This is a genomic window from Alloyangia pacifica, assembly GCF_003111685.1.
In the GTDB taxonomy this organism is placed as follows: Bacteria; Pseudomonadota; Alphaproteobacteria; order Rhodobacterales; family Rhodobacteraceae; genus Salipiger; species Salipiger pacificus_A.
In genome coordinates this window covers 1043832-1065852 of record NZ_CP022190.1, presented here as the reverse complement: position 1 = coordinate 1065852, position 22021 = coordinate 1043832, and the positions used below count along the sequence as shown (strand labels likewise).

Genomic DNA, 22021 nt, shown 5'->3' with positions numbered 1-22021 from the left:
AGCCCCGGCGGCGGGTCATTTGAGCGGTATGTCCCAGTCGCTTACCAGATCGGCCCGTATCACCAAGGGCGGCGCACCCGAGGGGTTCGACGCCAGGCTCCTTCTTGCCGAGGTCGAACAGACCGGCGGGCCGGTGCTGCACATCGCCCGCGACGACAAGCGCCTCGCGGCGCTGCGCGAGGCGTTGGCGTTTTTCGATCCCGGCATGCCGGTGGTCACCTTTCCGGGCTGGGACTGCCTGCCCTACGACCGGGTCTCGCCCAATCCCGACATCTCTGCCACGCGCATGTCGACCCTTGCCGGGCTGGTGCACGGCATGCCGGAGCGCTTCGTGCTGCTCACCACGCTCTCGGCCGCCATGCAGCGCATCCCCGCGCGCGAGGTACTGCGCGAGGCGGCCTTTGCCGCGCGGGTCGGCGACCGGGTGGACGAGGCCGCGTTGCGCAATTTCCTCGTGCGCATGGGCTTTTCCAACGCGCCCACGGTGCACGAGCCGGGCGATTACGCGGTCCGCGGCGGCATCATCGACATCTTCCCGCCGGGCGAGGGAGGGCCGGTGCGGCTCGATCTCTTCGGCGACGTGCTGGACGGCGCACGGCGTTTTGATCCGGTCAGCCAGCGCACCACGGAAAAGCTCGACGTTGTCGAGCTGGCGCCAGTCTCGGAGGTCATCCTCGATGACGCGGCGATCACCCGCTTCCGGCAGAACTACCGCATCGAGTTCGGCACCGCCGGCTCGGACGATCCGCTCTACGAGGCGGTGAGCGCGGGGCGCAAGACGCAGGGGATGGAGCACTGGCTGCCGTTCTTCCATGAAAAGCTTGAGACGCTTTTCGACTACCTGCCCGGTGCGCCGGTGCTGATGGACGACCAGATCACCCCGGCGCGGCTTGCCCGCTGGGAGAGCATCGAGGACCAGTACCAGACCCGCCGCCACGCGATGACCCAGAAGGGCAGGCTCGACTCGGTCTACAAGCCGGTTCCGCCTCAGCTTCTGTACCTCGACGAGGCGCATTGGGACGCCGCCGTCGCGGACCGCCGGGTGGTGCAATTCTCGCCACTGCCACAGGCCAGCGGGCCGGGGGTGGTGGACGCGGGCGGGCGCATCGGGCGCAGCTTCGCCCCCGAGCGCCAGCAGGAGAGCATCAGCCTCTTTGCCGCGCTCGCCGACCATGTGAAGAAGCAGATGGCCGAGGGGCCTGTGCTCATCGCCTCGTGGTCCGAGGGCGCGCGCGAACGCCTGACCGGCCTCATCGAGGACGAGGGGCTGGCCGAGGCGATCCCGGTGATGGACGGCACGCGTATCGGCAAGCGCGGCCTGCACCTGGCGGTCTGGGGGCTGGAGCAGGGCTTTGTCGCGCCATGGGGCGATCCCAAGAGCGGCCTGAAGCTCACCGTGATCTCCGAGCAGGATGTGCTGGGCGATCGGCTGATCCGCGCGCCCAAGAAGCGCCGCAAGGCCGAGAACTTCCTCACTGAGGCGCAGTCGCTCTCGCCGGGCGATCTGGTGGTGCACGTCGATTTCGGCATCGGCCGTTACCAGGGGCTCGAGGTCATCACTGCCGCCGGCGCCGCCCACGAGTGCCTGCTTCTGGAATACGCCGAAAGCGCACGGCTCTACCTGCCGGTCGAGAATATCGAGCTCTTGTCGCGCTATGGTCATGACGAGGGGCTGCTCGACAAGCTCGGCGGGGGCGCGTGGCAGGCCAAGAAGGCGCGCCTCAAGGAGCGTATCCGCGAGATGGCGGACAAGCTCATTCGGGTGGCGGCGGAGCGCGCGCTGCGCAAGGCGCCGATCATCGACCCGCCGCCCGGCGCCTGGGAGAGTTTCTGCGCGCGTTTTCCCTATACCGAGACCGACGACCAGATGGGCGCCATCGAGGACGTGCTCGGCGACATGACCAGCGGCCAGCCGATGGACCGGCTGATCTGCGGCGACGTCGGCTTCGGCAAGACCGAGGTCGCGATGCGCGCCGCCTTTGTCGCCGCCATGTCCGGCGTGCAGGTGGCGGTGATCGCCCCCACCACGCTGCTCGCCCGCCAGCACTACAAGAGCTTTGCCGAGCGCTTCCGCGGCTTCCCGATCAACGTCGCGCCGCTGTCGCGCTTCGTCTCTGCCGGGGACGCCGCCAAGACCCGTGACGGTATCTCGAAGGGCTCGGTCGATATCGCCGTCGGCACCCACGCGCTGCTGGCCAAGGGCATCCGGTTCAACAACCTTGGCCTCTTGATCATCGACGAGGAACAGCACTTCGGCGTCTCGCACAAAGAGCGGCTGAAGCAATTGCGCTCGGACATCCACGTGCTGACACTGACCGCGACACCGATCCCGAGGACGCTGCAGTTGTCGCTGTCGGGTGTGCGGGATCTCTCGATCATTGGCACGCCCCCCGTGGACCGCCTGTCGATCCGCACCTATGTCTCGGAATTCGACGCGATCACCGTGCGCGAGGCGCTCCTGCGCGAGCACTATCGCGGCGGGCAGAGTTTCTACGTCGTGCCACGCCTTTCGGACCTTCCCGAAATAGAGCAGTTCCTGCGCGAGCAGGTGCCCGAGGTCTCGTTCGTGGTGGCGCATGGCCAGATGGCAGCGGGGGAACTCGACGACCGGATGAATGCGTTCTACGACGGCAAGTACGATGTGTTGCTGGCGACCACGATCGTCGAGTCCGGCCTCGACATCCCCACCGCCAACACCATGATCGTGCACCGCGCCGACATGTTCGGCCTTGCCCAGCTCTACCAGATCCGCGGCCGGGTCGGGCGCTCGAAGACCCGCGCCTATGCCTACCTGACGACCAAGCCGCGCACCAAGCTCACCGACACTGCAGAGAAGCGGCTGCGGGTGCTTGGCTCACTCGACACTTTGGGGGCAGGCTTCACGCTGGCCTCTCAGGATCTCGACATTCGCGGCGCCGGAAACCTGCTCGGCGAAGAGCAGTCCGGCCAGATGCGCGACGTGGGTTACGAGCTTTACCAATCGATGCTCGAGGAGGCGATCGCCAAGATCAAGTCGGGTGAGCTCGAAGGGCTCACTGACGACGATGGCCAATGGGCGCCGCAGATCAACCTCGGCGTTCCGGTGCTGATCCCCGAGGATTACGTGCCCGATCTCGACGTCCGTCTCGGGCTCTACCGGCGTCTGTCGGAGCTGACCACCAAGGTCGAGCTCGAGGGCTTTGCGGCGGAGCTCATCGACCGTTTCGGCAAGTTGCCGAAGGAGGTCAACACGCTGATGCTCGTGGTGCGGATCAAGGCGATGTGCAAGCACGCCGGGATTTCCAAGCTCGACGGCGGGCCGAAGGGCGCGACGGTGCAATTCCACAATGACAAGTTCGCCAAGCCCGAGGGGCTGGTGGAGTTCATCCAGGCGCAGAACGGGCTGGCAAAGATCAAGGACAACAAGATCGTCGTGCGCCGCGACTGGAAGAGCGACGCCGACAAGATCAAGGGCGCCTTCGCCATCGCCCGCGACCTCGCCGAGAAGGCCGGGGCGATCAAGGTCCGCAAGGACAAGGGCTGACACCGGTCGGACAGAGGGGTGCCCCCCTGTCCCGGCTCAGAGATTCTCGATGGTCGACAGAAGCTCGGATTCCGAGATGGGCTTCGAGAGCCGCGGCACACCTGTGCGCACCTCGCCGTCGTAGCCCGAGATGATCACCACCGGCACGCCCCTGGCGAGCAGGTGGTCAAGAAGCGGCGTGGATTTCTCGCCGCCGAGGTTCTCGTCGAGCAGCACGAGATCGGGCAGGCTCTCGGCGGTTCCGGTGAGCCCGGCGGCAACCGACGCGAACTGGCCAAAGATCGCGTAGCCCGCATGTTCCATCATGCCCACCAGGTCCATCGCGATGATCGGCTCGTCCTCGACGATCATCACCGCGCGGCGTGGTGAGCTGGCGGGGCCGGCATCGCCTACCTCCATTTGCGGCGCGTCGGCCCGCGCGGACCAGGCGCCTCTGGGCAGGGTGATCTCGTAGCGCAGGTGGCCGGAGCCGATCGTCCTCGCGATGCGCCCGCCGAAATGGTCCTGCGCGATGCGGGTTAGCAACTGCGTGCCGAAACCGCCGCCCTGAGAGGCCACCTCGGGGGCGCCATCCCCCGGGAAGTTCTCGTCCCAATGCAGCGACAGGACTCCGTCGGTCGCGAGGGTCCAGCGCAGGCGCAATGTCCCTTCGGTCGTGCGAAGCGCCCCGTGTTTCACCGCGTTGGTGGTCAGCTCGTGAATGAGCATGGCGACCATCTGTGCGTCGTTGGGATCGAGCGGCACGCAGGGGCCCTCGAGGGTGACCCGCTGGTGGATCTCGGAGCCATAGGGAGAGAACTCTTCCTCGACCACCTCGCGCAGCCGCACGTCCTCCCATTTCTTGCGCGACAGCAGCCCGTGGGTGCGGGACAGAGAGGTGATCCGCTCGTCCAGTTTCTCGCGGAACTCGGCGACCGTCCCGGCCTTGATCAGCCGGGCGGTGGACCGCAGGATTGCCAGCATGTTCCGGGCGCGGTGGTCGATCTCCTGCGCCATGACCGCTTCGCGCGCGAGAGTTTTCTCGCGGGCGACCCAGCCCATGACAAGATCCATCACCCGCTCGACCAGTGATACATCGAGCACGCTGTAGGCCCGGAGCCGGGTCCAGTGCAGGACCATCGCCTGCTCCAGCCGGCCGCCGACGATCCAGGGCACGAAGATCGCGTTGGAGATCCGCCGGGCATCCAGGTAGGCGCGGCCTTGCGGGTCGAGGTCCGGGTCTCGTCGGGTCAGGAACAGCGTCCTGCCGCCGCGCAGCTCCGCTTCTGCGGCAGAGCTGATCCATGGCAGGTTCGTGTCGGCGTGCAGTCCAGCCTGCGGGGCGGTCCAGGATTGGGCAATCTCGAAGCTCTCGCCCGCGCCGGCGGGAACGGTAAGCCGGACTCCCACAGCCGAAAGATGCAGGCCGAGTCGCTCGATCGCTATCCGCAGACCTTCCTGCGCAGAGTTTGCGCCGCGCAGCGCCTCGTTGAGCTTGACCAGAAATTCGGCGTTGCGCCGCTGGATGACATTGTCGGTCGTCTCGCTGCCGGTGTTCCAGACGCCGACGATATTGCCCTGCTCACCGCGCAGCGGGGTGAAGCTGTAGCTCCAGTAGGTCTCCTCCTCGAAGCCGTAGCGCTGCATCGGAAGCATGTTGTCCTGGAGAAAGACCCCCTTGCCGGAGCGGATCACCTCGGAGAACTGTGGCTCGATGATCGGCCAGATGTCGCTCCAGACCTCCTTGGCCGGAGCGCCGAGCGCCGCCGGATGGCGCGGGCCGGGGATGGGCGCCCAGGCATCGTTGTAGAGCAGGCGCAGGTCGGAGCCCCAGTAAATCGCCGTCGGGAAAGCGGAGTTCAGGCAGATCGCCAAGGCCGAGCGCAGCGATTGGGGCCACTCCTCTGAGGGGCCGAAAGGATGCTCGCTCCAATCCGTCTCGCGGATCAGGCTGGCCATCTCGCCGTCCCCGGCAAGAAAATCCATGGGCCCGAAAGCCGGGCTCTGTTGACGAAGCATGCGCGCCTTCCAGATAAGGATGAAGCACAAGGATAGCATCTAATGTCGCCGTGGCGACTAGGCGAAAGTGTAGTTTTAAAAATATGTTAGGTTGTTTGCATTTTTGCCTTCGGGCGGCTGCGCCCATGGCGAGGCCGGGTTCCGTAGGGGTGCCTTGACGCGAAGAGATCCCGCAGCACCGCCGGGGGGGCAAATTCGGCGGTCGAAGGGGCGGACTTACTCGGCAGGCAGCCGCTCCGCGTCGGCGGCACCCGCATCGGACCGCCCCGAGAGCTTCCAAAGCCCGCCACCCACAAGCCCGCCCACCAGGGCCGGCAGCAGCCAGGCGAAGCCCGAGGTGGAGAGCGGGATCACCTCGTGCATGTGTTGAAGCGCGGCCGGCATCGCGCTGCCCATCTTCTGGGCGAGGCTGGCGACAAGGCCATAGACCCCCATCAAGATCGCCAGGATCGTCGCGCCCTTCCAGACGCCGTCGTTGAGCCAGGCACGCGGCAGCAGCCCGAGGATCACGATCGCGATGCCTACAGGGTAGAGCAGAAGGAAGATCGGCTCGGCCAGCGCGACGATGTAGTCGACACCGCCAAAGGCCTGCACCAGCGAGGTGAGCGAGACCGCGAGCACCCCGGCCTTGTAGCCGACCCGGCCGCGCGTCCACTTCTGGATGTACTCTCCCAGCACCGCCGTCGCCCCGACTGCCGTCGTCAGACAGGCAAGCAGCACGGCGACGGCCAGCATGTTGGCGCCGATCTTGCCGGCCAGCTGCGCGACCAGCGCGGTCAGCAGCCCCGCCTGCGGCACGCCCAGGTCCAGCACGCCACTGCCGGTGGCGCCGAGGTATTCCAGCCCACCGTAAACGAAGAAAAGCCCGAGGAAGGTCACCATCGCCATACCCCAGAGCGCCGCGGTGTAGCGCGGGCCGGGGGTATAGCCACGATCCCGGAAGGCCTCGATGAAGATGATGCCGAACATGATGCCGCCGAAGACGTCGCCGGTCTGGTAGCCGGTCAGCAAGCCGAGCCGGAAGGGCGCGGCCTCGCCGGTGTCGGCGGGCAGGCCGAGCGGCGAGAGCACCGACCAGACCACGATGAGCCCCAGAAGCCCCAGCAGCAGCGGCGTCAGCACCCGGCCGATACGGTCGATCACCCGCGAGCGGTCGAGGGCGAAATAGGTCGAGACCAGGAAGAAGAGCGGTACGAAAGCCCAGATGCCCATCTTGGGGTCGAGCGCCGGGGCGAGCGTGCGGAAGCCGGTCTCGAAGGCGACGCTGGCGGTGCGTGGTACGGCGATCAGCCAGGCGAGCCCGAGCATGGTGACAAAAAGCAGGGCGGCGCCGAACCAGGGCGCGATCGGGGCGCAGAGCCGCTCGACAGTGCCGCCCCGCAATCCGAGCGCCACGACCGAAAGCACTGGCAGCACCATGCCGGTGATCAACAGGCCGACCAGCGCCGCGCTCCAGCCGTCGCCTGCGAGAAAGCCGATCTGCGGTGGGAAGATCAGGTTCCCCGCACCGAAGAAGACGGCGAACATCGCCAGCCCCACGATCACGGAATCCCGTATCACCCGCTGTTGTCCAGTCTGCGCCATTCGACTTCTTCCATTCAGCTTGCGTTCTGGAGGGCACCCGGTGCGGCCCGAATGGCGGCACCTGAACTGGAAAAGACTGCGCCCTGCGATCTGGCTGCCCTAGACGCTCGGCCGGTGGATCGGCGCGTTTGGCGTCAGGCGGAAACGGCTGGGGCCTGTCGGCGGGTCCTCGGCACTGGCGGGAACGCGCTGCGTGGGCGCCGCTATAGAGATGGGGGCGGCCGAAGGGAACCCCGACGGCGCGCCCACATGTGCGACCTAACGTCCCCGTGCCAGAGGGCAGGCTGCTGTTCGCCACCGGTCGAGATGGTTGCGCCGCGGGCGCGCCAAGCAGGCTTGCCAGAGGGGACCGGATGACGGTATTATTAAGTCTATACAAATAGTGCGAGGGATCATGGCTACACAGGTTTTCGCCAGGCAGGCGCTGCTGCCGGAGGGTTGGGCACGGGACGTTGTGATCGGCTACGACGCGGCGGGAACGATCACGCGGGTCGAGGCCGGTGCCGCGCTTGCGCCCGGCATGGAGCGCGCCGAGATCCTGGTTCCGGCGCTGAGCAATCTGCACTCGCATGCGTTCCAGCGCGCCATGGCGGGTCTTGCCGAGGTCGCCGGCCCCAGCGCCGACAGCTTCTGGACCTGGCGCGACCGCATGTACCGCTGCGTGGCCAGCATGACCCCGGACGATATTGAGACGGTTGCGCTCTACCTGCAGATCGAGCTTCTGAAGGGCGGCTTCGGGCATCTCGTCGAGTTTCACTATCAGCACCACGATGGCACCGGCGCCCCCTATGCCACCCCTGCCGAGACCTCGCTGCGCCAGTTCGAGGCGGCGCGGCAGAGCGGCATCGGCCTCACCCTGCTGCCGGTGTTCTATGCGCAATCCGACTTCGGCGGCGTGCCGCCGGTCGAAGGGCAGCGCCCCTTCCTGCATGACGTCGACGGCTACCTGCGGCTGATGGAAACCGTGCGCGCCCGCGCTGCCGAGGATGGCCAACTTGCCGGCTGCGCCATCCACTCGCTGCGCGCAGCGACGCCCGAGCAGATGCGCGCGATCTTCGCCGCGCTGCCCCAAGAGGCGCCCATCCATATCCATGTCGCCGAGCAACAGCGCGAGGTCGAGGCCTCCATTGGCTGGTCCGGCCGCCGCCCGGTCGAATGGCTGCTGGACGAGATGCCGGTCGATGCGCGCTGGTGCCTGATCCACGCGACCCATCTGACCGAGACCGAGGTCACCCGGATGGCCCAAAGCGGTGCCGTGGCGGGCCTTTGCCCCGCGACCGAGGCCAACCTCGGCGACGGCATCTTCGAGGCGCGTGATTTCCTCGCGCAGGGCGGGCGCTTCGGCGTCGGCACCGACAGCCACGTTGCGACCTCGGTCGCCGAGGAACTGCGGCTGCTGGAATACAGCCAGCGCCTGCGCGACCGTGCCCGCAACTGCCTCGCGGCGGGGGAGGGCAGCTCGACCGGGCGCCGCCTGTTCGATGGCGCGCTGGCCGGGGGCCACCAGGCGGCGGGGATCGCCAAGGCGGGCCTACGGGTCGGGGCCCCGGCAAGCTGGCTGGCGCTGGATCACGCGCATCCGTTCCTTGCCACCGCGGGCGGCGATGCGCTGATCGATCGCTGGATCTTCGCCCTGGGCGACCAGGCGATCCGCGATGTCACCGTGCGCGGCAAGAAGGTCATCGACAACCGGCGCCATGCGCTCGACGACGAGATCGCACCGCGCTTCGCCGAGGTGCTCCGGAAGATTCAGGCATGAGCCTCTTTGCCCGGATTTACCGCGGCGCCGGGCGCGCCTTCGCCCCTTGGAAGAACGGCGGCGGCGAAACGGCAGAGATCCTTTGCGTGCCGCAGGGCGCCGGTTTCGATACATTCCACTGGCGCATCAGCACGGCCAAGGTCGCGCAGTCCGGGCCATTCTCGAGCTTTCCCGGCGTGCGACGGAACCTGACGGTGATCGACGGCGGGCCGATGCGCCTGAGCTTCCCGGATGGCACTGTTCAGGAGCTGGGGGCGCAAGCCGAGCCCTTTGCCTTCAGCGGTGAGATCGGCTGCGGCTGCGATCTGCTGGGGCCGGAGCTTCTGGACCTCAACGTCATGGTGCGCGCGCCCTATCGGGCCGAGGTCTTCCGGGGAGCGCCGCGAAGGCCGAGCACTGGCGCGCTGACCTGCCTCGTTTTCGCCCTCTCGGAGCTGCCCGACATCGGCCTCGATCGCCATGACCTCGTGGTGCTGTCCGAGGCGGAGGAGGTTGCCACGTTGGCTCCCCATGCCGCGCAGCTCATCACCGTCGAGATCAGCGCGGCTTGAAGGTCAGGAGAGCCTGCGTCGCAGGCTCTCCACCATCAGCTTGGTCGCCAGGTGGCGCTCCCAGTTTGGGCGCAGGGCAATCTGGAACCGGGCGTTGTAGGAAAAGAGGTCGGGCCGGATCGCGCGCAAGCGCACCATGTGCGACAGGGTCTGCGCCATGTGGTCGGGCAAATAGCCGAGGTAGCGCGCCGAGAGGATCAGATGCGCCTCGGCCTCCATGTCGACCACCGTGGCATGCGGCGCGCTGATCGCGAAGATGCGGGTGTCGCGCGAGCCCCAGTAGCCGCGTGCGATGATGCGGTGATCGCGGATGGTCTCGATGCCGATCTCGGCGTCGGGCACGTCGAAAAGCGGATGCCCTTCGGCGCAGTAGAAGTTATGCTGCTCGTCGAAGAGGTCGATGTAATCGAGCCCCAGCGCCACCTTCGGGAAGCTGCCGATCACCATGTCGACGCGGCGCGCGAGCACCTCGCTCAGCAGCTCCGAGGGATTGAGCGTGACCAGCTTGAGGTGCACCTCGGGTGCGCGGTCGGCGAAATCGGCGATGGCGCCCGAGACGCCGTTGTTCGGGTAAGAGATCATGTTGTCCACCAGCCCGAGCGTGAAATTGCGCGGCATGCGCGAGCCGAGCGCCATGGTGCGTTGCCCGAACTGGTCGAGCGCCGAGACCAGTTTTTCGCATTCCTGGTAGAACTGTTCGCCCGCCTCCGTGAGCGCAAAGCCGCTACGGCCCCGGCGGCAGAGACGCACCCCGAAGCGCTTTTCCAGCGAGGAGATTTTCTCGGAGACGGTTGAGAGCGCCAGGTTCAGCTCGCCCTGCGCGGCAGTCATGCCGCCGGCCTCGACCACGGTCATGAAGATCCGGATCAGCCGGATGTCGATGCTTTCGACGGAGAAGTTGACGCGCCGCCCGAGCGCGGCATTCGGGGTCTCGCGTTTCACCATGGCTCCGGCCTTGGACTGTGTGGGAAGATTTTGACGCTTTCACCAGAAAAGGCCAAGGGGTTAGAGGCTGGCGGCGGCGGTTCGCGCCCTTGATCGGAGCGCCCTGTCCAGCGTCTGTCTCTTGTCGGGCTGCAGGGCTTTCGGGGCAGCGCCGCATGGATCCACGACCATGGAATGACAGACGAGACCGGCCAGTCGTGCGAGTGGATCAGCGCAATTCCATTGATGCGCATTCGCCGCCCCGCATAGGCGCGCCGGCACCCGGCCGCGTCCTTCGTGCTCGGACCCGGCCAGCATCTCGATGTCCTTGAAGAACACTTGCGCGGCGTTCTTCGCAACAGAGCGCAAAAGATGCAAGTCACTTCGGGGTATGCCGAATGGTTCAGTGAGCGAGGGGTGGGCGTCGCGTGGAAGAGCGAAAAAAAACTTTATGACAATTGCCTTTCTTGAGATCTTCAAGACATGCCCGAGGAGATGTGGCACGGGAGGCGCAAACTGTCGCTACGGCATGGGGTGTTTCACAAGGCCCGGGTGCATAACTTCGAGGCAACCCGAAGTGCTTTTCGGATTTTGCTTATTTCCTCGAAGCGCGCGAGCGCGGAAGACTGGCGGGGATAGGAACTTCGAGGCTCTGATGTCAGAATTCAATCAACCACTTGGTGGAAACGTCATGCCGCGCACCGGCGGCCCGGGGACGATGATGCGGCTGCCGACGCAGTCCACGGCGGAAGGGCTTGATGCCTGCTTCGTCGGAATCCCGATGGATATCGGCACCTCGAACCGTCCGGGGACCCGTCTCGGTCCGCGGCAGATTCGCGACGAAAGTCGGATGATCCGCCCCTACAACATGGCGACCCGCGCGGCGCCCTTCGACAGCCTGCAGGTGGCGGACGTCGGCGATGTGCCGATCAACCTCTATGACCTGAAGAAGTCGGTCGACATCATCACCGCGCACTACACTGGGATCCTGTCGCATGACGTCGTGCCGCTGACCTTGGGCGGCGATCACACGCTGACCTGGCCGGTGCTGCGCGCCATCGCCGCAAAGCATGGGCCGGTGGCGCTGATCCACGTGGACGCGCATTCCGACACCAACGAAGAGATGTTCGGCGAGACCGTCGCCCACGGCTGCCCCTTTCGGCGCGCCCATGAGGACGGGCTGCTGCTCAATGACAAGGTGTTCCAGATCGGCCTGCGGGGCTCGGGCTACGCGCCCGAGGATTTCGACTGGGGCCGCGAAAAGGGGTGGACGATCATTCCCGCCGAAGAGTGCTGGCACAAGTCGCTGGCGCCCTTGATGGACGAGATCCGCGCCAAGATCGGCGATGCGCCGGTCTACCTCAGCTATGACATCGACAGCCTCGACCCGGCCTTTGCGCCGGGCACTGGAACCGTCGAGGTGGGCGGTCTGACGACCATCCAGGGCCTCGAGATCATCCGCGGCTGTGCCGGACTGAACCTCGTCGGCTGCGATCTCGTGGAAGTCTCGCCGCCCTATGATCCCGCCGGCAACACGGCTGTCATCGCGGCGAACTACCTCTTCGAAATGCTCTGCGCTTTGCCGGGCGTGGCGCGCGGCTGAGGTCGGGCGGGGGCCATAAGTGGTCCTTCTCAAAGTTTCCCGAAAAAAAGGAAGGGGGCCTCATTGCCCCTTTTCGTTGCTGCCAACGCGCCGCAGCTCGGGCGGGACGATGCGCGCGATCCTCGGGCCGGGGGATGCCTATTGTCTCGACAGCCGCGTGCCGCATCGTTTCCGTCAGGTTGGAGCGGAGCGCTGCGTACTCTTCTTCTTCGCCTGTACGCCGCCGACCTGCTGAGGCCTCTACTCGGCTCTGTGCTGCTCGAGGATGTCCCGCGCGACCACCTCAAGCGCCCGGGCGTGGGTCGACTCGAGCTGCACATTCGGCGCGCAGCCCTCGTCATGCGCCTGAAGGAAGCGCAGCGCGCAAAGGCACCATTGATCGCCCGGCTTCAGTCCCGGAAAGCGCAGCCCGGGGCGCGGCGTCGAAAGGTCGTTGCCGACGTATTTGGAATAGGCAAGGAACTCGGCGGTCATCACCGCGCAGACCGTGTGGCTGCCCGCATCCTCGGCGCAGGTGTTGCAATGGCCGTCGCGGAAATAGCCCGTCACTGGGTCGACCGAACAGGGGTGAAGCTGACCGCCCAATACGTTGACCGCCCGATCCTTCTGCATCGCGTCCTCCGCTGTCTGTGGTTTTGCCCCGGGACCAGCCTAGAGAGACGCCGCGCCTCGGGCAAGGTGCCGAGCTGCGAGGGCGGCCTCCATCAGCGGAACTTGTCGGCGAGCTTCTGCAGCGGGCTGCGGTTGTCCTCGGTCTCGGCTTCGTCGGCGGGTTTCGCATCGCCCTTCGCCTCGGCCTTGGGAGGTGATTTCGACGAGCGTGGCGGTGCCACGCGCAGGGCGACGGCGTTCTGGAAGCCGGGCTTGTCGCCCTCGGCCAGAGCCTTGGCGCCGTCGGAGATGCCGCGCATCAGATCGTCCAGCCAGCCTTCCTCGGCCTTGGCGAAGTCATGCAGCACGTAGCCCGACACCGCCTCCTTGCGCCCGGGGTGGCCGATGCCGAGGCGGATGCGGTGGTAGGCCTCGCCGATGTGCTGGTGGATCGAACGCAGACCGTTGTGCCCGGCATGGCCGCCGCCGGTCTTCACCCGGCACTTGCCCGGCGCGAGATCGAGCTCATCGTGAAAGACCGTCACGTCGCCCGGCTCGAGCTTGAAGAAGCGCATCGCCTCGCCGACCGACTGGCCCGAGAGGTTCATGAAGGTCTGCGGTTTCAGCAGCAGCACTTTCTCGCTGCCCAGACGGCCCTCGGCGACCTCGCCCTGGAAGCGCGCGCGCCAAGGGGAGAAGCCGTGATCCTCGGCGATCCGGTCGACCGCCATGAAGCCGATATTGTGCCGCGTCTTCGCGTATTTGCCGCCGGGATTGCCCAGACCCACGAAAATCTGCACCGCGTCTCTCCGAATTGCTTCCGTTCGGCCCTAGATAGGGCGGGGACGGCGATAGCACAGACAGGAAGGAGAGACCATGTATCTCACGATGAACCGCTTCAAGGTGATGCAGGAAAAGGCGGCGGAGTTCGAGGAGGTCTGGGCGCAGCGCGACAGCCAGCTGAAGTCCGTACCGGGATTCCGCAGCTTTGCCCTGTTGAAGGGTCCGGAGCGCGAGGATCACATCCTCTACGCCTCGCACACCATCTGGGAGGACGAGGAGAGCTTCATCAGCTGGACCAAGAGCGAGGCCTTCCGCATCGCCCACAAGGGCGCCAAGGGTCGGGCCGAGATGTACCGTGGCGGGCCGGAGTTGGAGATCTTCGAGTCGGTGATCGAACTGCACTGAAGGGCGCGCGCGGCACTGAAACGCAAACGGCCCCGCCGATCTGGCGGGGCCGTCAATCCGTCGGAGGGCGCGAGGATCACTCCTCTGCGGCGGCCTCTTCAGCTTCTTCTGCGTCGTCCGCAACAAGACCGCGCGGCGCCGAGATGTTGGCGATCACGAAGTTGCGGTCGATGGTCGGCTTCACGCCTTCCGGCAGGACAACGTCGCTGATGTGGATCACGTCGCCGATTTGCTTGCCGGCCAGGTCCACGGTGATGTGGTCTGGGATGTCGCCGGCCAGAACGTTCAGCTCGACTTCCTGACGCACGATGGTCAGAACGCCGCCGCGCTTGAGGCCCGGTGCCTGCTCGTCGTTGATGAAATCAACGTGGATGAACAGGTTGATCCGCGAGGTGCGGCGCAGGCGCATCAGGTCGAAGTGCGTCGGAAGGTCCTTCACGACGTCGCGCTGGACGTCACGGCAGATCACGCGCACATCCTCGTGGCCATCGACCTTGAGGTTGAAGAGGGTCGACTTGAAGCGACCGGCCTTCAGGGTCTTCAGCAGCGAGTTGAACGGGATCTGGATCGGAAGCGGCTCTGCTTCACCACCAAAGACGATCCCCGGAACCATGCCGTCGCGACGAGCTTGCCGAGCGGCGCCCTTGCCCGTCCCCGACCGTTCCAGGGCTACGAGATCAGGAATCTCACCAGCCATAATGTATCTCCAATGTATCTAGGGCAGGGTGCCTCCAAGGCTGTCACCCCGCGATGAACGCAGCCCCATAGACCGGATCGCGCTTTTCGGCAAGGGCTGAATCGCCACACGCCCGGGGCAGGCGCGACGCGGGCGCGGTTTTTACCTATCTGGACGTTCCGCGCGGCCCGTGTCACGGCTTGCGGCATGAGCATCCTGTCCGATATCCGCCTGATCCGCCGCCCGCTCGCGGGCTTTGCTGCCATCGGCATTTGCTGGGGCGTTTTTGCAGGCTGCGTGCCGGCGATCAAGGCCCAGGTGGGGCTCTCGGACGGGGCCTTCGGTGCGGCCATGCTGGTCTCGACCTGCGGCGCGATCCTCGCCATGTGGCTGGCGCCCTGGGCCGAAGAGCGTTTGCGGGCGCTGGCCATGCCGCTCTTCACCGCGCTGCTCGGCTTGGGTTTCCTGTTGCCCGGTCTCGCCGGGGACTGGGGGCAATTCGCCGGGGCGATGCTGCTCTGCGCCGCGGCTGCGGGCACGGTGGATGTGGCGATGAACGCGCAGCTGTCGCAACTCGAGGCGCGCTCGGGTCGGCCGCTGATGAACCTCGCGCACGGCGGCTACTCGCTGGTCTACGCCTGTGCCGCGCTGGCGGCGGGCATCGCGCGGGGCGCCGGCGTGCCGATCTGGGGCATTTTCCTCGGTGCCACCGGCGTGACGTTGGTCGCGGCATTTGTGGCGCGCGGCGGCGAGGTCGTGGTGCCCCAAGAGGAGGCCGGGAGCGGAAGCCGCGCGCCGCTGCCCTGGGGGATCATCGCGCTGGCGGGTGTGGTCATCTGCATCGGCTTCATGGCCGAGCAGGCGACAGAGGCCTGGTCAGCGCTGCATCTCGAGCGCAACCTCGGCGCGGGGGCCGTGGGCGGCGCGCTTGCGCCGACGCTGCTCGGCCTCACCATGGGCGCGGGGCGCCTCTCGGGGCAGGGGCTGATCCGGCGCCTCAACGGCGCGGGTGTGCTGGGCGCGGGCGCCGGGCTCGCGGCGTTGGGATCGGTGATCGCGGCGCTGGCGCCAACGGCGCTGATCGGCTGGATCGGCTTCGCGGTGCTTGGATTCGGCGTGTCGGTCCTGGCACCCATGGCCTATGCCTGGCTTGGCGCGCGGCTGACACCGCAGGCGCGGGCACGGGCGATCAGCCGGGCGACGGTGATTGGCTATACCGGCTTTTTCATGGGACCGCCGATGATGGGCGGGCTGTCGGAACTGTTCGGGCTGCGCGTCTCTTTCGGAGCGGTGGCGCTGCTGCTTCTGCTCGTTCCGCTGGTGCTGCTGCCGCTCATGGCGCGGCGCTGAGGCTCAGCGGCCCCGGCGCAATTCCGTCCAGAGGAACAGGCCCCAGGCGGCCACCACCATCAGCGCGAGGCCGGCCCAGGTGAGCGCGTAGCTGAGGTGGGCGTTGCGGAAACTGACCACGGTCTGACCGCCACGCGGCCAGGCCCTGGGATCGGTGCCCATCTCCTGATCGACGAAATACGGCGCGGCATTTTCGAGTCCCTTGGCGGCGGTGATCGAGCCGATGTCGCGCCGGTACCATTGCCCGTTCTCGGGATCGTTGTCGCGCGAGAAGAGCCAGCCGCGGTTCTCCGACAGGCGCAGCAGGCCGGTCACGGTTCGCGGTCCCTCGGGTGCCGACCGGGTGGCGGGATCCCTGAGGTTTTCCGGTACCAGCCCGCGGTTGACCATCACCACCGTACCGTCGTTGCGGCGCAGCGGGGTCAGGACCCAATAGGCAGGGCCGAAATCCGCGGGAGTGTAAATCTGCACTTCCTCGTCGTTGAGGAAGGTGCCGCGGAGAGTGACATGCCGGTACTCGGCGCTCTCGGCGGTGATCCCGGCCCAGTCATCCGGGCCGGGAGCGGGGACGGGCGCGGCATGGACACGCGCCTCGACCCTTTCGATCAGGGCCACTTTCCAGTGCAACCGGTTCACCTGCCAGATCGCCAGCGAGGTGAAGCCGATCAGACCGGCAAGGGCGATGAGCGTGACCACCACGATGAGTGGCCAGCGGCGGCGCTGCTCGCCGGGCTTACGCGCCGCCGCGCCGCTCATTTGCCGTGGTCCATCTGGCTGTGATCCACTTCGCCATGGCCTGCGTGGCCGCCTTCGGCTTCACCGTGGGTCATGCCCTGCATGGACGCTCCGGGCGTGGCCTCGGAATCCATGGTCATGTTGCCCTCGCTCATCGGCATCATGTTGGTGTTCATGTTGTACATGACCCAGAGCGAGCCTGCGAGGACGATCGCCACGATCACCACCGCGAGGATGGTCGCCGCAAGGGTCCAGCCCTCTTCGGTGCTGCTCTTGAGGTGCAGGAAGTACACGAGGTGAACGACGATCTGGACGGCGCCCAGACCCATGATGATCGCGACGATGGTTCCGGGCGCGAGCCCGGTGTCCATCATGACCAGCGCGAAGGGGATGATGCTCAGGATCGCCGCGAGGGCGAAACCGATCATCAGCTGGCCCATGGTGCCGTGCGATGTGTCGGAATGTGCGCTCATCAGATCAGCCTCACGAGGTAGACGAAAGAGAACACCCCGATCCAGACCAGATCGAGGAAGTGCCAGAACATGCTCAGCGTCGCGAGACGCTGCATGTTCGCCGGGATCATGCCCTTCATGCGGATCTGCGCGATCATCACGCAGAGCCAGATCAGGCCCGCTGTCACGTGCAGACCGTGGGTGCCGACCAGCAGGAAGAAGGCCGACAGGAAGGCCGAACGGTCAGGACCCGCGCCGATGTGGATCAGGTGGTTGAACTCGTAGAGTTCCATCCCGATGAAGCCCGCGCCGAAGAGACCGGTGACGACCAGCCACAGCGTGGTGCCGTCCATGTCGTGCTTGTCGGCTTTCAGCATGGCGATGCCAAAGGTGACCGAAGAGATCAGCAGCAGGGCGGTCTCGATGAGCACGAAGCCCGGCTCGAAGAGATCCTTCGGACCCGGCCCGCCGGCGAAGTTGTTGCCGAGCACAGCGTAGGCGGCGAAGAGCGATGCAAAGATGATGCAGTCGCTCATCAGGTAGATCCAGAACCCGATGGGGGTGGGGCTCTCGTGGTGATGATCGGGGTGGTGGTCGGGGCCGTCAGGCCCCGCCACGCGTCCGGTCAGCGGAGTGTCGAGCATGGTCATGCGACGTCTCCCTTCGCTTCCATTTCAGCGACCTTTGCCGCCGGGATCCAGTGATCCTGATTGTAGTTGAACGTATGCGCGATCACCGTCGCGATCATCGCGATGAACGAGATCGCGGCGAGCCACCAGATGTACCAGATCATCGCGAAGCCGAAGACCAGGGCCATGGCGGCGACGATGACGCCGGTGGCCGTGTTGTTGGGCATGTGGATGTCCTGATAGTTGGTCGACCACTTGAAGCCGTCCTGCTTCATCTTCCAGAAGTAGTCACGGCCGGAGACCACGATGTCCTGCGGGAAGTTGTAGTGGGCGGGCGGCGACTGGGTTGCCCAGTCGAGCGTGCGCGCATCCCAGGGGTCGTTGCCGACGGCCAGTTCCTTGCGGCGCAGGATCGAGACGGCGAAGTTGATGAAGCCGCAGGCGATGCCACAGGCGATCAGCACCGCGCCGAAGGCGGCGATGATGAAGTAGATCTGCCACGCCTGGTCCATGTAGCTCTGCAGGCGGCGCGTCACGCCCATCAGGCCGAGCGCGTAGAGCGGCATGAAGGCGAAGTAGAAACCGACGAACCAGAACCAGAAGGTGCGGCGCCCCCATTTGTCGTCCAGCTTGAAGCCGAAGGCCTTGGGCCACCAGAAGGTGACGGCGGCATAGACCCCGAACACCACGCCGCCGATGATGACGTTGTGGAAGTGGGCGACCAGGAAGAGCGTGTTGTGCAGCTGGAAATCAACCGGCGGAACCGCCAGCAGAACGCCGGTCATGCCGCCGATGGCGAAGGTCACGATGAACCCGGTGGTCCAGAGCATCGGCACTTCGAAACGCACGCGACCCCGGTACATGGTGAAGAGCCAGTTGAAGACCTTCACCCCGGTGGGGACTGCAATGATCATCGTGGTAATGCCGAAGAAGGCGTTCACGTCGGCGCCGGAGCCCATGGTGAAGAAGTGGTGCAGCCACACGATGAAGGACAGAACCATGATACAGGCGGTCGCCCAGACCATCGTCTTGTAGCCAAAGAGCGGCTTGCCCGAGAAGGTCTGCACGATCTCCGAGAACACGCCGAAGATCGGCAGAATCAGGATGTAGACCTCGGGGTGACCCCAGATCCAGATCAGGTTCACGTACAGCATGGAATTGCCGCCGAGATCGTTGGTGAAGAAGTTGAAGCCGAGGTAACGATCGAGCGTCAGCATGGTCAGCGTTGCGGTCAGCACAGGGAAGGCCGCGACGATCAGCACGTTGGTGCAGAGCGTGGTCCAGGTGAAGACCGGCATGTCGAACATCTTCATGCCCTTGGCGCGCATCTTGAAGATCGTCGCGAGCAGGTTCACGCCGGACAGCGTTGTCCCCACACCGGCGATCTGCAGCGACCACAGGTAGTAGTCCACACCGGGACCATGCGAGAAGGACGATCCCGACAAGGGCGGGAAGGCCAACCAGCCGACACGGGCGAATTCGCCGACAAAGAGCGAGATGTTCACCAGCAGCGCGCCGGCCACCGTCATCCAGAACGAGAAGTTGTTCAGGAAGGGGAAGGCGACGTCGCGGGCACCGATCTGCGTCGGCATGACGAAGTTCATGATGCCGGTGACGAACGCCATCGCGACGAAGAAGATCATAATCACGCCGTGGGCGGTGAAGACCTGGTCGTAGTGGTGCGGGGGCAGGTAGCCCTCGGCGCCGCCTGCGGCTAGGGCCTGCTGGGCACGCATCATCAGCGCGTCGGCAAAGCCGCGGATGAACATGATGAAGCCGAGGATCATGTACATGATCCCGATCTTCTTGTGGTCGACGCTGGTGATCCAGTCACGCCAGAGCGGACCCCAGAGCTTGAAATAGGTCATCAGGACCAGCGCGGCGATGCCGCCCAGCACGATGGCCGAGAAGGTGCCCACGAGGATCGGCTCGTGGTAGGGAATCCAATCGAGGGTCAGTCGGCCGAAAAGCGGCGACCAGGTCTCGGGGGCTTGGACATGGGCTTCAGAGGCCATCGTGCGCTGCTCCCTCATGCGAGTTCATGGAAAGGGTGTCGCCCTCCGCGTGGCCGCCATGGGCCGGAGCGGACGGGGTTGCCGGCACGCCGATCGGATTGCCGAAGCCGTCGATCGCGCGCTGTTCGTCGTATTGGTACTTGTGCTTGTCAGCGATCCCCTCGAGGCCGCCGCCGCCCATCTCGTCCTGCATCATCATCTGATCCATGCAGACCTTGCCTTCGTCGACGCAGAGGCCGCGGATGCGGTCGAAGAGGGTGGCGTCGACGCCGCTGTAGTACTGCACGTCGTTGGCCATCGTCGGCACCTCAAGCTCGAGATAGGCTTCGCGCGACAGCTCGTCGTTCGATGCGCGGGCCTTCTCGACCCATTGGTCGAAATCGGCGTCGTTCATCGCCAGCGTTTGGAAGTGCATCTCCGAGAAGCCGGGGCCCGAGTAATGCGCCGCCTGGCCGAAGTAGGTGCCTTCCTCATCTGCGATGAGGTGCAGCTTCGTCTCCATGCCCGCCATGGTGTAGATCATGCCGCCGAGCGCCGGGACCGAGAAGGTGGTCATCACGGTCGAGGAGGTCAGGCGCAGGTTGATCGGACGGTTCGCCGGCACTGCCAGCTCGTTGACCGAGGCCACGCCCTGCTCGGGGTAGATGAACAGCCATTTCCAGTCCAGCGAGACCACGTCCACCTCGATCGGCTCGCCGATCTCCCTGCCGATCTCTGCGGCATCCAGCTGCCGGTACGGGTCGAGCCGATAGGTGTAGATGTAGGTGTAGACGCCGAGGATCGCGACGATGACGATCGGCACACCCCAGAGCACGTATTCGAGCCGGGTCGAGTGCGCCCAGGTCGGGGCGTAATCGGAAAGGTCGGAGCGATCGGCGCGGTAGCGCAGCGGGAACCAGACGGCCATGAAGATGACCGGGATGATCACGATCAGCATGAGCAGGGTCGAGATGACCAACAGGTCACGCTGCTCGGCGGCCACCCAGCCCGACGGCGCTAGCACGTCGTACTGGCACGCCGACAGGCTCGCGACCGCTCCCAGCAGGATCGGAATTTTGAACGATAGTCTCAAGTCAGCCTCGCAGGTCTTTCCGGATCGGCGGGTGAGAGGAGGAGGCCGCTCCGGGAGAACATTATCGGGCACGCTCAGCACGGGCGCGTCCGTTACAGGTGGTCCGCGCGTAAAATGCTGCGGGCGCGAACCGAATAGGTCATTCCGTCGCACATCTTTGCTGATCAGCTTTGCGTGACGGAACGTGCGGCGCTGCGACTCGCTCGCCGCGCGGGCCGGAAATAGACCGGGGACCTCTGGAGATTCTAGGGAAATCATGCGGAAACCCGCATCATTTTGCGCGGCCGCGCGCTCGCGGTCCGGCGCGGTTCAAGCGGGAACGAGGCTGCTCGTTGCGGGAGCTTGAACACTTCACACAAAAAGTTGAACATTTTCCTCCGAGGCTTGCGGTGCTTTGTTCAGAAGTCGTGCAGGCTGCCGTTGCGGGAAGCCGCAATTGCCGCCGCGCTCTGTGGTGCAGATTCGCCGCCGCTTGGCGGGCACCCGGCGATGGTCTAAGCCTTCGCGCGCCGCCGGCGGCTTGCCGGACACAGTTCCCTGCCGGAGAGTTCCCATGTCCATCCCGACCCATCTGTCCGATTTTGTCGCTGCAGTGCAGCGCGCACATGAGACCGGGGTGCGTTTCGCGCCCACCGCACGCGGCATGACAGTGCCTGTAAGTCGGGACGAGTGCCTTGCCGTGCAGGCGGCCATCGCCGGGGCGCGCGGCGCCGTGGCCGGGTTCAAGGTGGCCGCGGGGGCGGGCCAGGTAGCGCCCGTGGTCGCGCCCATCGCCGCGGCCGATGTGGTGGCGAAGGGCGGCAGCGTCGCGGTGACGGACCTCCTTGGCATCGAGCTGGAGATTGGCTTCGAGCTTCTCAAGCCGCTGCCCGGCCCGGGCCTGCCCGAGCCGGTGGCCGAGTATTTCAAGCCGCGCCCGGTGATCGAACTGGTCGACACGCGGCTCGAGGGGGAGGGCGCCGACACGCCGTTGCTGAAACTTGCCGACATGCAAATCAATGCGGGGCTGGTGTCCGGCACCGCGCTCGAGAGCTGGGATGGCAGCGATTTTGCTACTGTCGAGGCCCGGCTTGTCGCCGGAGGGACGGTGGTTCTGGATGGCGCGGCATGCGTGCCCGGCGGCTCTGCACTGGCGAACCTCCGGCTGCTTTGCGAGGTGCTGGGGGATCATTGCGGCGGGCTGCAGCCGGGCCAGGTGGTGATCACCGGCTCGCTCTGCGGGCTGCCCTACTTCCCCGCCGGCACCGAGGTCTCGGGCGAGATCACGGGGCTCGGCACCGTTGCGGTCTCGCTGATCTGAGACGGCAACGCGATGAACAAAAAGAAAAACCCCGCGCCGGTTGGCGCGGGGTTCATCATTTGGGGACCAGC

Annotated in this window: 18 protein-coding genes; 7 read left to right on the top strand and 11 right to left on the bottom strand. The window is 65.9% G+C overall.

Translation table 11 applies throughout. The features are described from left to right. Positions 1-28: 28 nt before the first annotated feature. On the top strand, positions 29-3523 hold the full coding sequence (mfd, locus tag CEW88_RS17900) for a transcription-repair coupling factor (RefSeq protein ID WP_108969414.1): 3495 nt from the start codon (positions 29-31) through the stop codon (positions 3521-3523). Positions 3524-3559: 36 nt separating this feature from the next. On the opposite strand, the gene CEW88_RS17895 is transcribed toward mfd, so the two are convergent. Continuing rightward, positions 3560-5521, bottom strand: coding sequence for an HWE histidine kinase domain-containing protein (locus CEW88_RS17895; protein WP_159099655.1), 1962 nt, complete (start codon positions 5519-5521; stop codon positions 3560-3562). 216 nt (positions 5522-5737) lie between these two features. Then, positions 5738-7105 carry a branched-chain amino acid transport system II carrier protein gene (gene brnQ, locus CEW88_RS17890; RefSeq protein ID WP_108969411.1) on the bottom strand — a complete coding sequence of 456 codons (1368 nt, stop codon included), beginning with the start codon at positions 7103-7105 and terminating at the stop codon, positions 5738-5740. 394 nt (positions 7106-7499) lie between these two features. On the opposite strand from brnQ, the gene hutF reads away from it, so the two are divergent. Continuing rightward, entirely contained in the window at positions 7500-8864 is a 1365-nt protein-coding gene (hutF, locus tag CEW88_RS17885) for a formimidoylglutamate deiminase (protein ID WP_108969409.1), read from the top strand. Next, positions 8861-9415 (top strand): HutD/Ves family protein, encoded by a 555-nt coding sequence (locus CEW88_RS17880; protein ID WP_108969408.1) that lies wholly within the window; start codon positions 8861-8863, stop codon positions 9413-9415. The genes hutF and CEW88_RS17880 overlap by 4 nt, the downstream gene beginning before the upstream one ends. A gap of 3 nt (positions 9416-9418) precedes the next feature. Here CEW88_RS17880 and CEW88_RS17875 read toward each other — a convergent pair whose 3' ends face one another. Then, positions 9419-10357, bottom strand: a complete 939-nt coding sequence (locus CEW88_RS17875; RefSeq protein WP_159099654.1) for a LysR family transcriptional regulator — start codon at positions 10355-10357, stop codon at positions 9419-9421. A gap of 637 nt (positions 10358-10994) precedes the next feature. On the opposite strand from CEW88_RS17875, the gene speB reads away from it, so the two are divergent. Continuing rightward, positions 10995-11942, top strand: a complete 948-nt coding sequence (gene speB, locus CEW88_RS17870) for an agmatinase (RefSeq protein WP_108969404.1) — start codon at positions 10995-10997, stop codon at positions 11940-11942. Between the two features lie 240 nt (positions 11943-12182). Here speB and CEW88_RS17860 read toward each other — a convergent pair whose 3' ends face one another. Together CEW88_RS17860 and pth are read right to left on the bottom strand one after the other, a co-directional pair. After that, on the bottom strand, positions 12183-12554 hold the full coding sequence (locus tag CEW88_RS17860) for a DUF2237 family protein (RefSeq protein ID WP_108969402.1): 372 nt from the start codon (positions 12552-12554) through the stop codon (positions 12183-12185). Positions 12555-12646: 92 nt separating this feature from the next. Further along, complete coding sequence (gene pth / locus CEW88_RS17855) at positions 12647-13333, bottom strand: aminoacyl-tRNA hydrolase (RefSeq protein ID WP_108969400.1); 687 nt, start codon at positions 13331-13333, stop codon at positions 12647-12649. Between the two features lie 76 nt (positions 13334-13409). On the opposite strand from pth, the gene CEW88_RS17850 reads away from it, so the two are divergent. Beyond that, entirely contained in the window at positions 13410-13721 is a 312-nt protein-coding gene (locus CEW88_RS17850; RefSeq protein WP_108969399.1) for an antibiotic biosynthesis monooxygenase family protein, read from the top strand. Positions 13722-13797: 76 nt separating this feature from the next. On the opposite strand, the gene CEW88_RS17845 is transcribed toward CEW88_RS17850, so the two are convergent. Continuing rightward, entirely contained in the window at positions 13798-14418 is a 621-nt protein-coding gene (locus CEW88_RS17845; RefSeq protein ID WP_108969397.1) for a 50S ribosomal protein L25/general stress protein Ctc, read from the bottom strand. A gap of 186 nt (positions 14419-14604) precedes the next feature. Here CEW88_RS17845 and CEW88_RS17840 point away from each other — a divergent pair, with 186 nt between their 5' ends. Further along, positions 14605-15747 (top strand): MFS transporter, encoded by a 1143-nt coding sequence (locus CEW88_RS17840; RefSeq protein WP_108969395.1) that lies wholly within the window; start codon positions 14605-14607, stop codon positions 15745-15747. 3 nt (positions 15748-15750) lie between these two features. Here the strand turns inward: CEW88_RS17840 and CEW88_RS17835 are convergent, their stop codons facing one another. The 5 genes from CEW88_RS17835 to cyoA are packed head-to-tail and all read right to left on the bottom strand — an operon-like array spanning position 15751 to position 20650. Next, positions 15751-16503 (bottom strand): SURF1 family protein, encoded by a 753-nt coding sequence (locus CEW88_RS17835; protein ID WP_108969393.1) that lies wholly within the window; start codon positions 16501-16503, stop codon positions 15751-15753. Next, the gene (gene cyoD, locus CEW88_RS17830; RefSeq protein WP_108969392.1) at positions 16500-16955 is read right to left on the bottom strand and encodes a cytochrome o ubiquinol oxidase subunit IV; all 456 of its coding nucleotides are present in this window, start codon (positions 16953-16955) and stop codon (positions 16500-16502) included. The genes CEW88_RS17835 and cyoD overlap by 4 nt, the downstream gene beginning before the upstream one ends. Then, positions 16955-17584 carry a cytochrome o ubiquinol oxidase subunit III gene (gene cyoC, locus CEW88_RS17825; RefSeq protein WP_370457356.1) on the bottom strand — a complete coding sequence of 210 codons (630 nt, stop codon included), beginning with the start codon at positions 17582-17584 and terminating at the stop codon, positions 16955-16957. The genes cyoD and cyoC overlap by 1 nt, the downstream gene beginning before the upstream one ends. Next, positions 17581-19578 (bottom strand): cytochrome o ubiquinol oxidase subunit I, encoded by a 1998-nt coding sequence (gene cyoB, locus CEW88_RS17820; protein ID WP_108969390.1) that lies wholly within the window; start codon positions 19576-19578, stop codon positions 17581-17583. Before cyoB ends, cyoC begins: the two co-directional genes overlap by 4 nt. After that, positions 19568-20650 carry a ubiquinol oxidase subunit II gene (gene cyoA / locus CEW88_RS17815; RefSeq protein WP_235940425.1) on the bottom strand — a complete coding sequence of 361 codons (1083 nt, stop codon included), beginning with the start codon at positions 20648-20650 and terminating at the stop codon, positions 19568-19570. The genes cyoB and cyoA overlap by 11 nt, the downstream gene beginning before the upstream one ends. Before the next feature lie 553 nt (positions 20651-21203). Here cyoA and CEW88_RS17810 point away from each other — a divergent pair. Then, a complete protein-coding gene (locus CEW88_RS17810; RefSeq protein ID WP_108969386.1) occupies positions 21204-21950 on the top strand; it encodes a hydratase in 747 nt (248 codons plus the stop codon). The last annotated feature ends 71 nt before the right edge of the window (positions 21951-22021 follow it).

Coding starts and splice junctions, on each gene's coding strand:
- cyoB (WP_108969390.1), bottom strand. CDS start 19,578: ATGGCCTCTGAAGCCCATGTCCAAGCCCCCGAGACCTGGTCGCCGCTT.
- CEW88_RS17895 (WP_159099655.1), bottom strand. CDS start 5,521: ATGCTTCGTCAACAGAGCCCGGCTTTCGGGCCCATGGATTTTCTTGCC.
- speB (WP_108969404.1), top strand. CDS start 10,995: ATGTCAGAATTCAATCAACCACTTGGTGGAAACGTCATGCCGCGCACC.
- hutF (WP_108969409.1), top strand. CDS start 7,500: ATGGCTACACAGGTTTTCGCCAGGCAGGCGCTGCTGCCGGAGGGTTGG.
- cyoD (WP_108969392.1), bottom strand. CDS start 16,955: ATGAGCGCACATTCCGACACATCGCACGGCACCATGGGCCAGCTGATG.
- CEW88_RS17840 (WP_108969395.1), top strand. CDS start 14,605: ATGAGCATCCTGTCCGATATCCGCCTGATCCGCCGCCCGCTCGCGGGC.
- CEW88_RS17880 (WP_108969408.1), top strand. CDS start 8,861: ATGAGCCTCTTTGCCCGGATTTACCGCGGCGCCGGGCGCGCCTTCGCC.
- CEW88_RS17850 (WP_108969399.1), top strand. CDS start 13,410: ATGTATCTCACGATGAACCGCTTCAAGGTGATGCAGGAAAAGGCGGCG.
- CEW88_RS17835 (WP_108969393.1), bottom strand. CDS start 16,503: ATGAGCGGCGCGGCGGCGCGTAAGCCCGGCGAGCAGCGCCGCCGCTGG.
- CEW88_RS17810 (WP_108969386.1), top strand. CDS start 21,204: ATGTCCATCCCGACCCATCTGTCCGATTTTGTCGCTGCAGTGCAGCGC.
- brnQ (WP_108969411.1), bottom strand. CDS start 7,105: ATGGCGCAGACTGGACAACAGCGGGTGATACGGGATTCCGTGATCGTG.
- CEW88_RS17845 (WP_108969397.1), bottom strand. CDS start 14,418: ATGGCTGGTGAGATTCCTGATCTCGTAGCCCTGGAACGGTCGGGGACG.
- cyoC (WP_370457356.1), bottom strand. CDS start 17,584: ATGACCATGCTCGACACTCCGCTGACCGGACGCGTGGCGGGGCCTGAC.
- mfd (WP_108969414.1), top strand. CDS start 29: ATGTCCCAGTCGCTTACCAGATCGGCCCGTATCACCAAGGGCGGCGCA.
- CEW88_RS17860 (WP_108969402.1), bottom strand. CDS start 12,554: ATGCAGAAGGATCGGGCGGTCAACGTATTGGGCGGTCAGCTTCACCCC.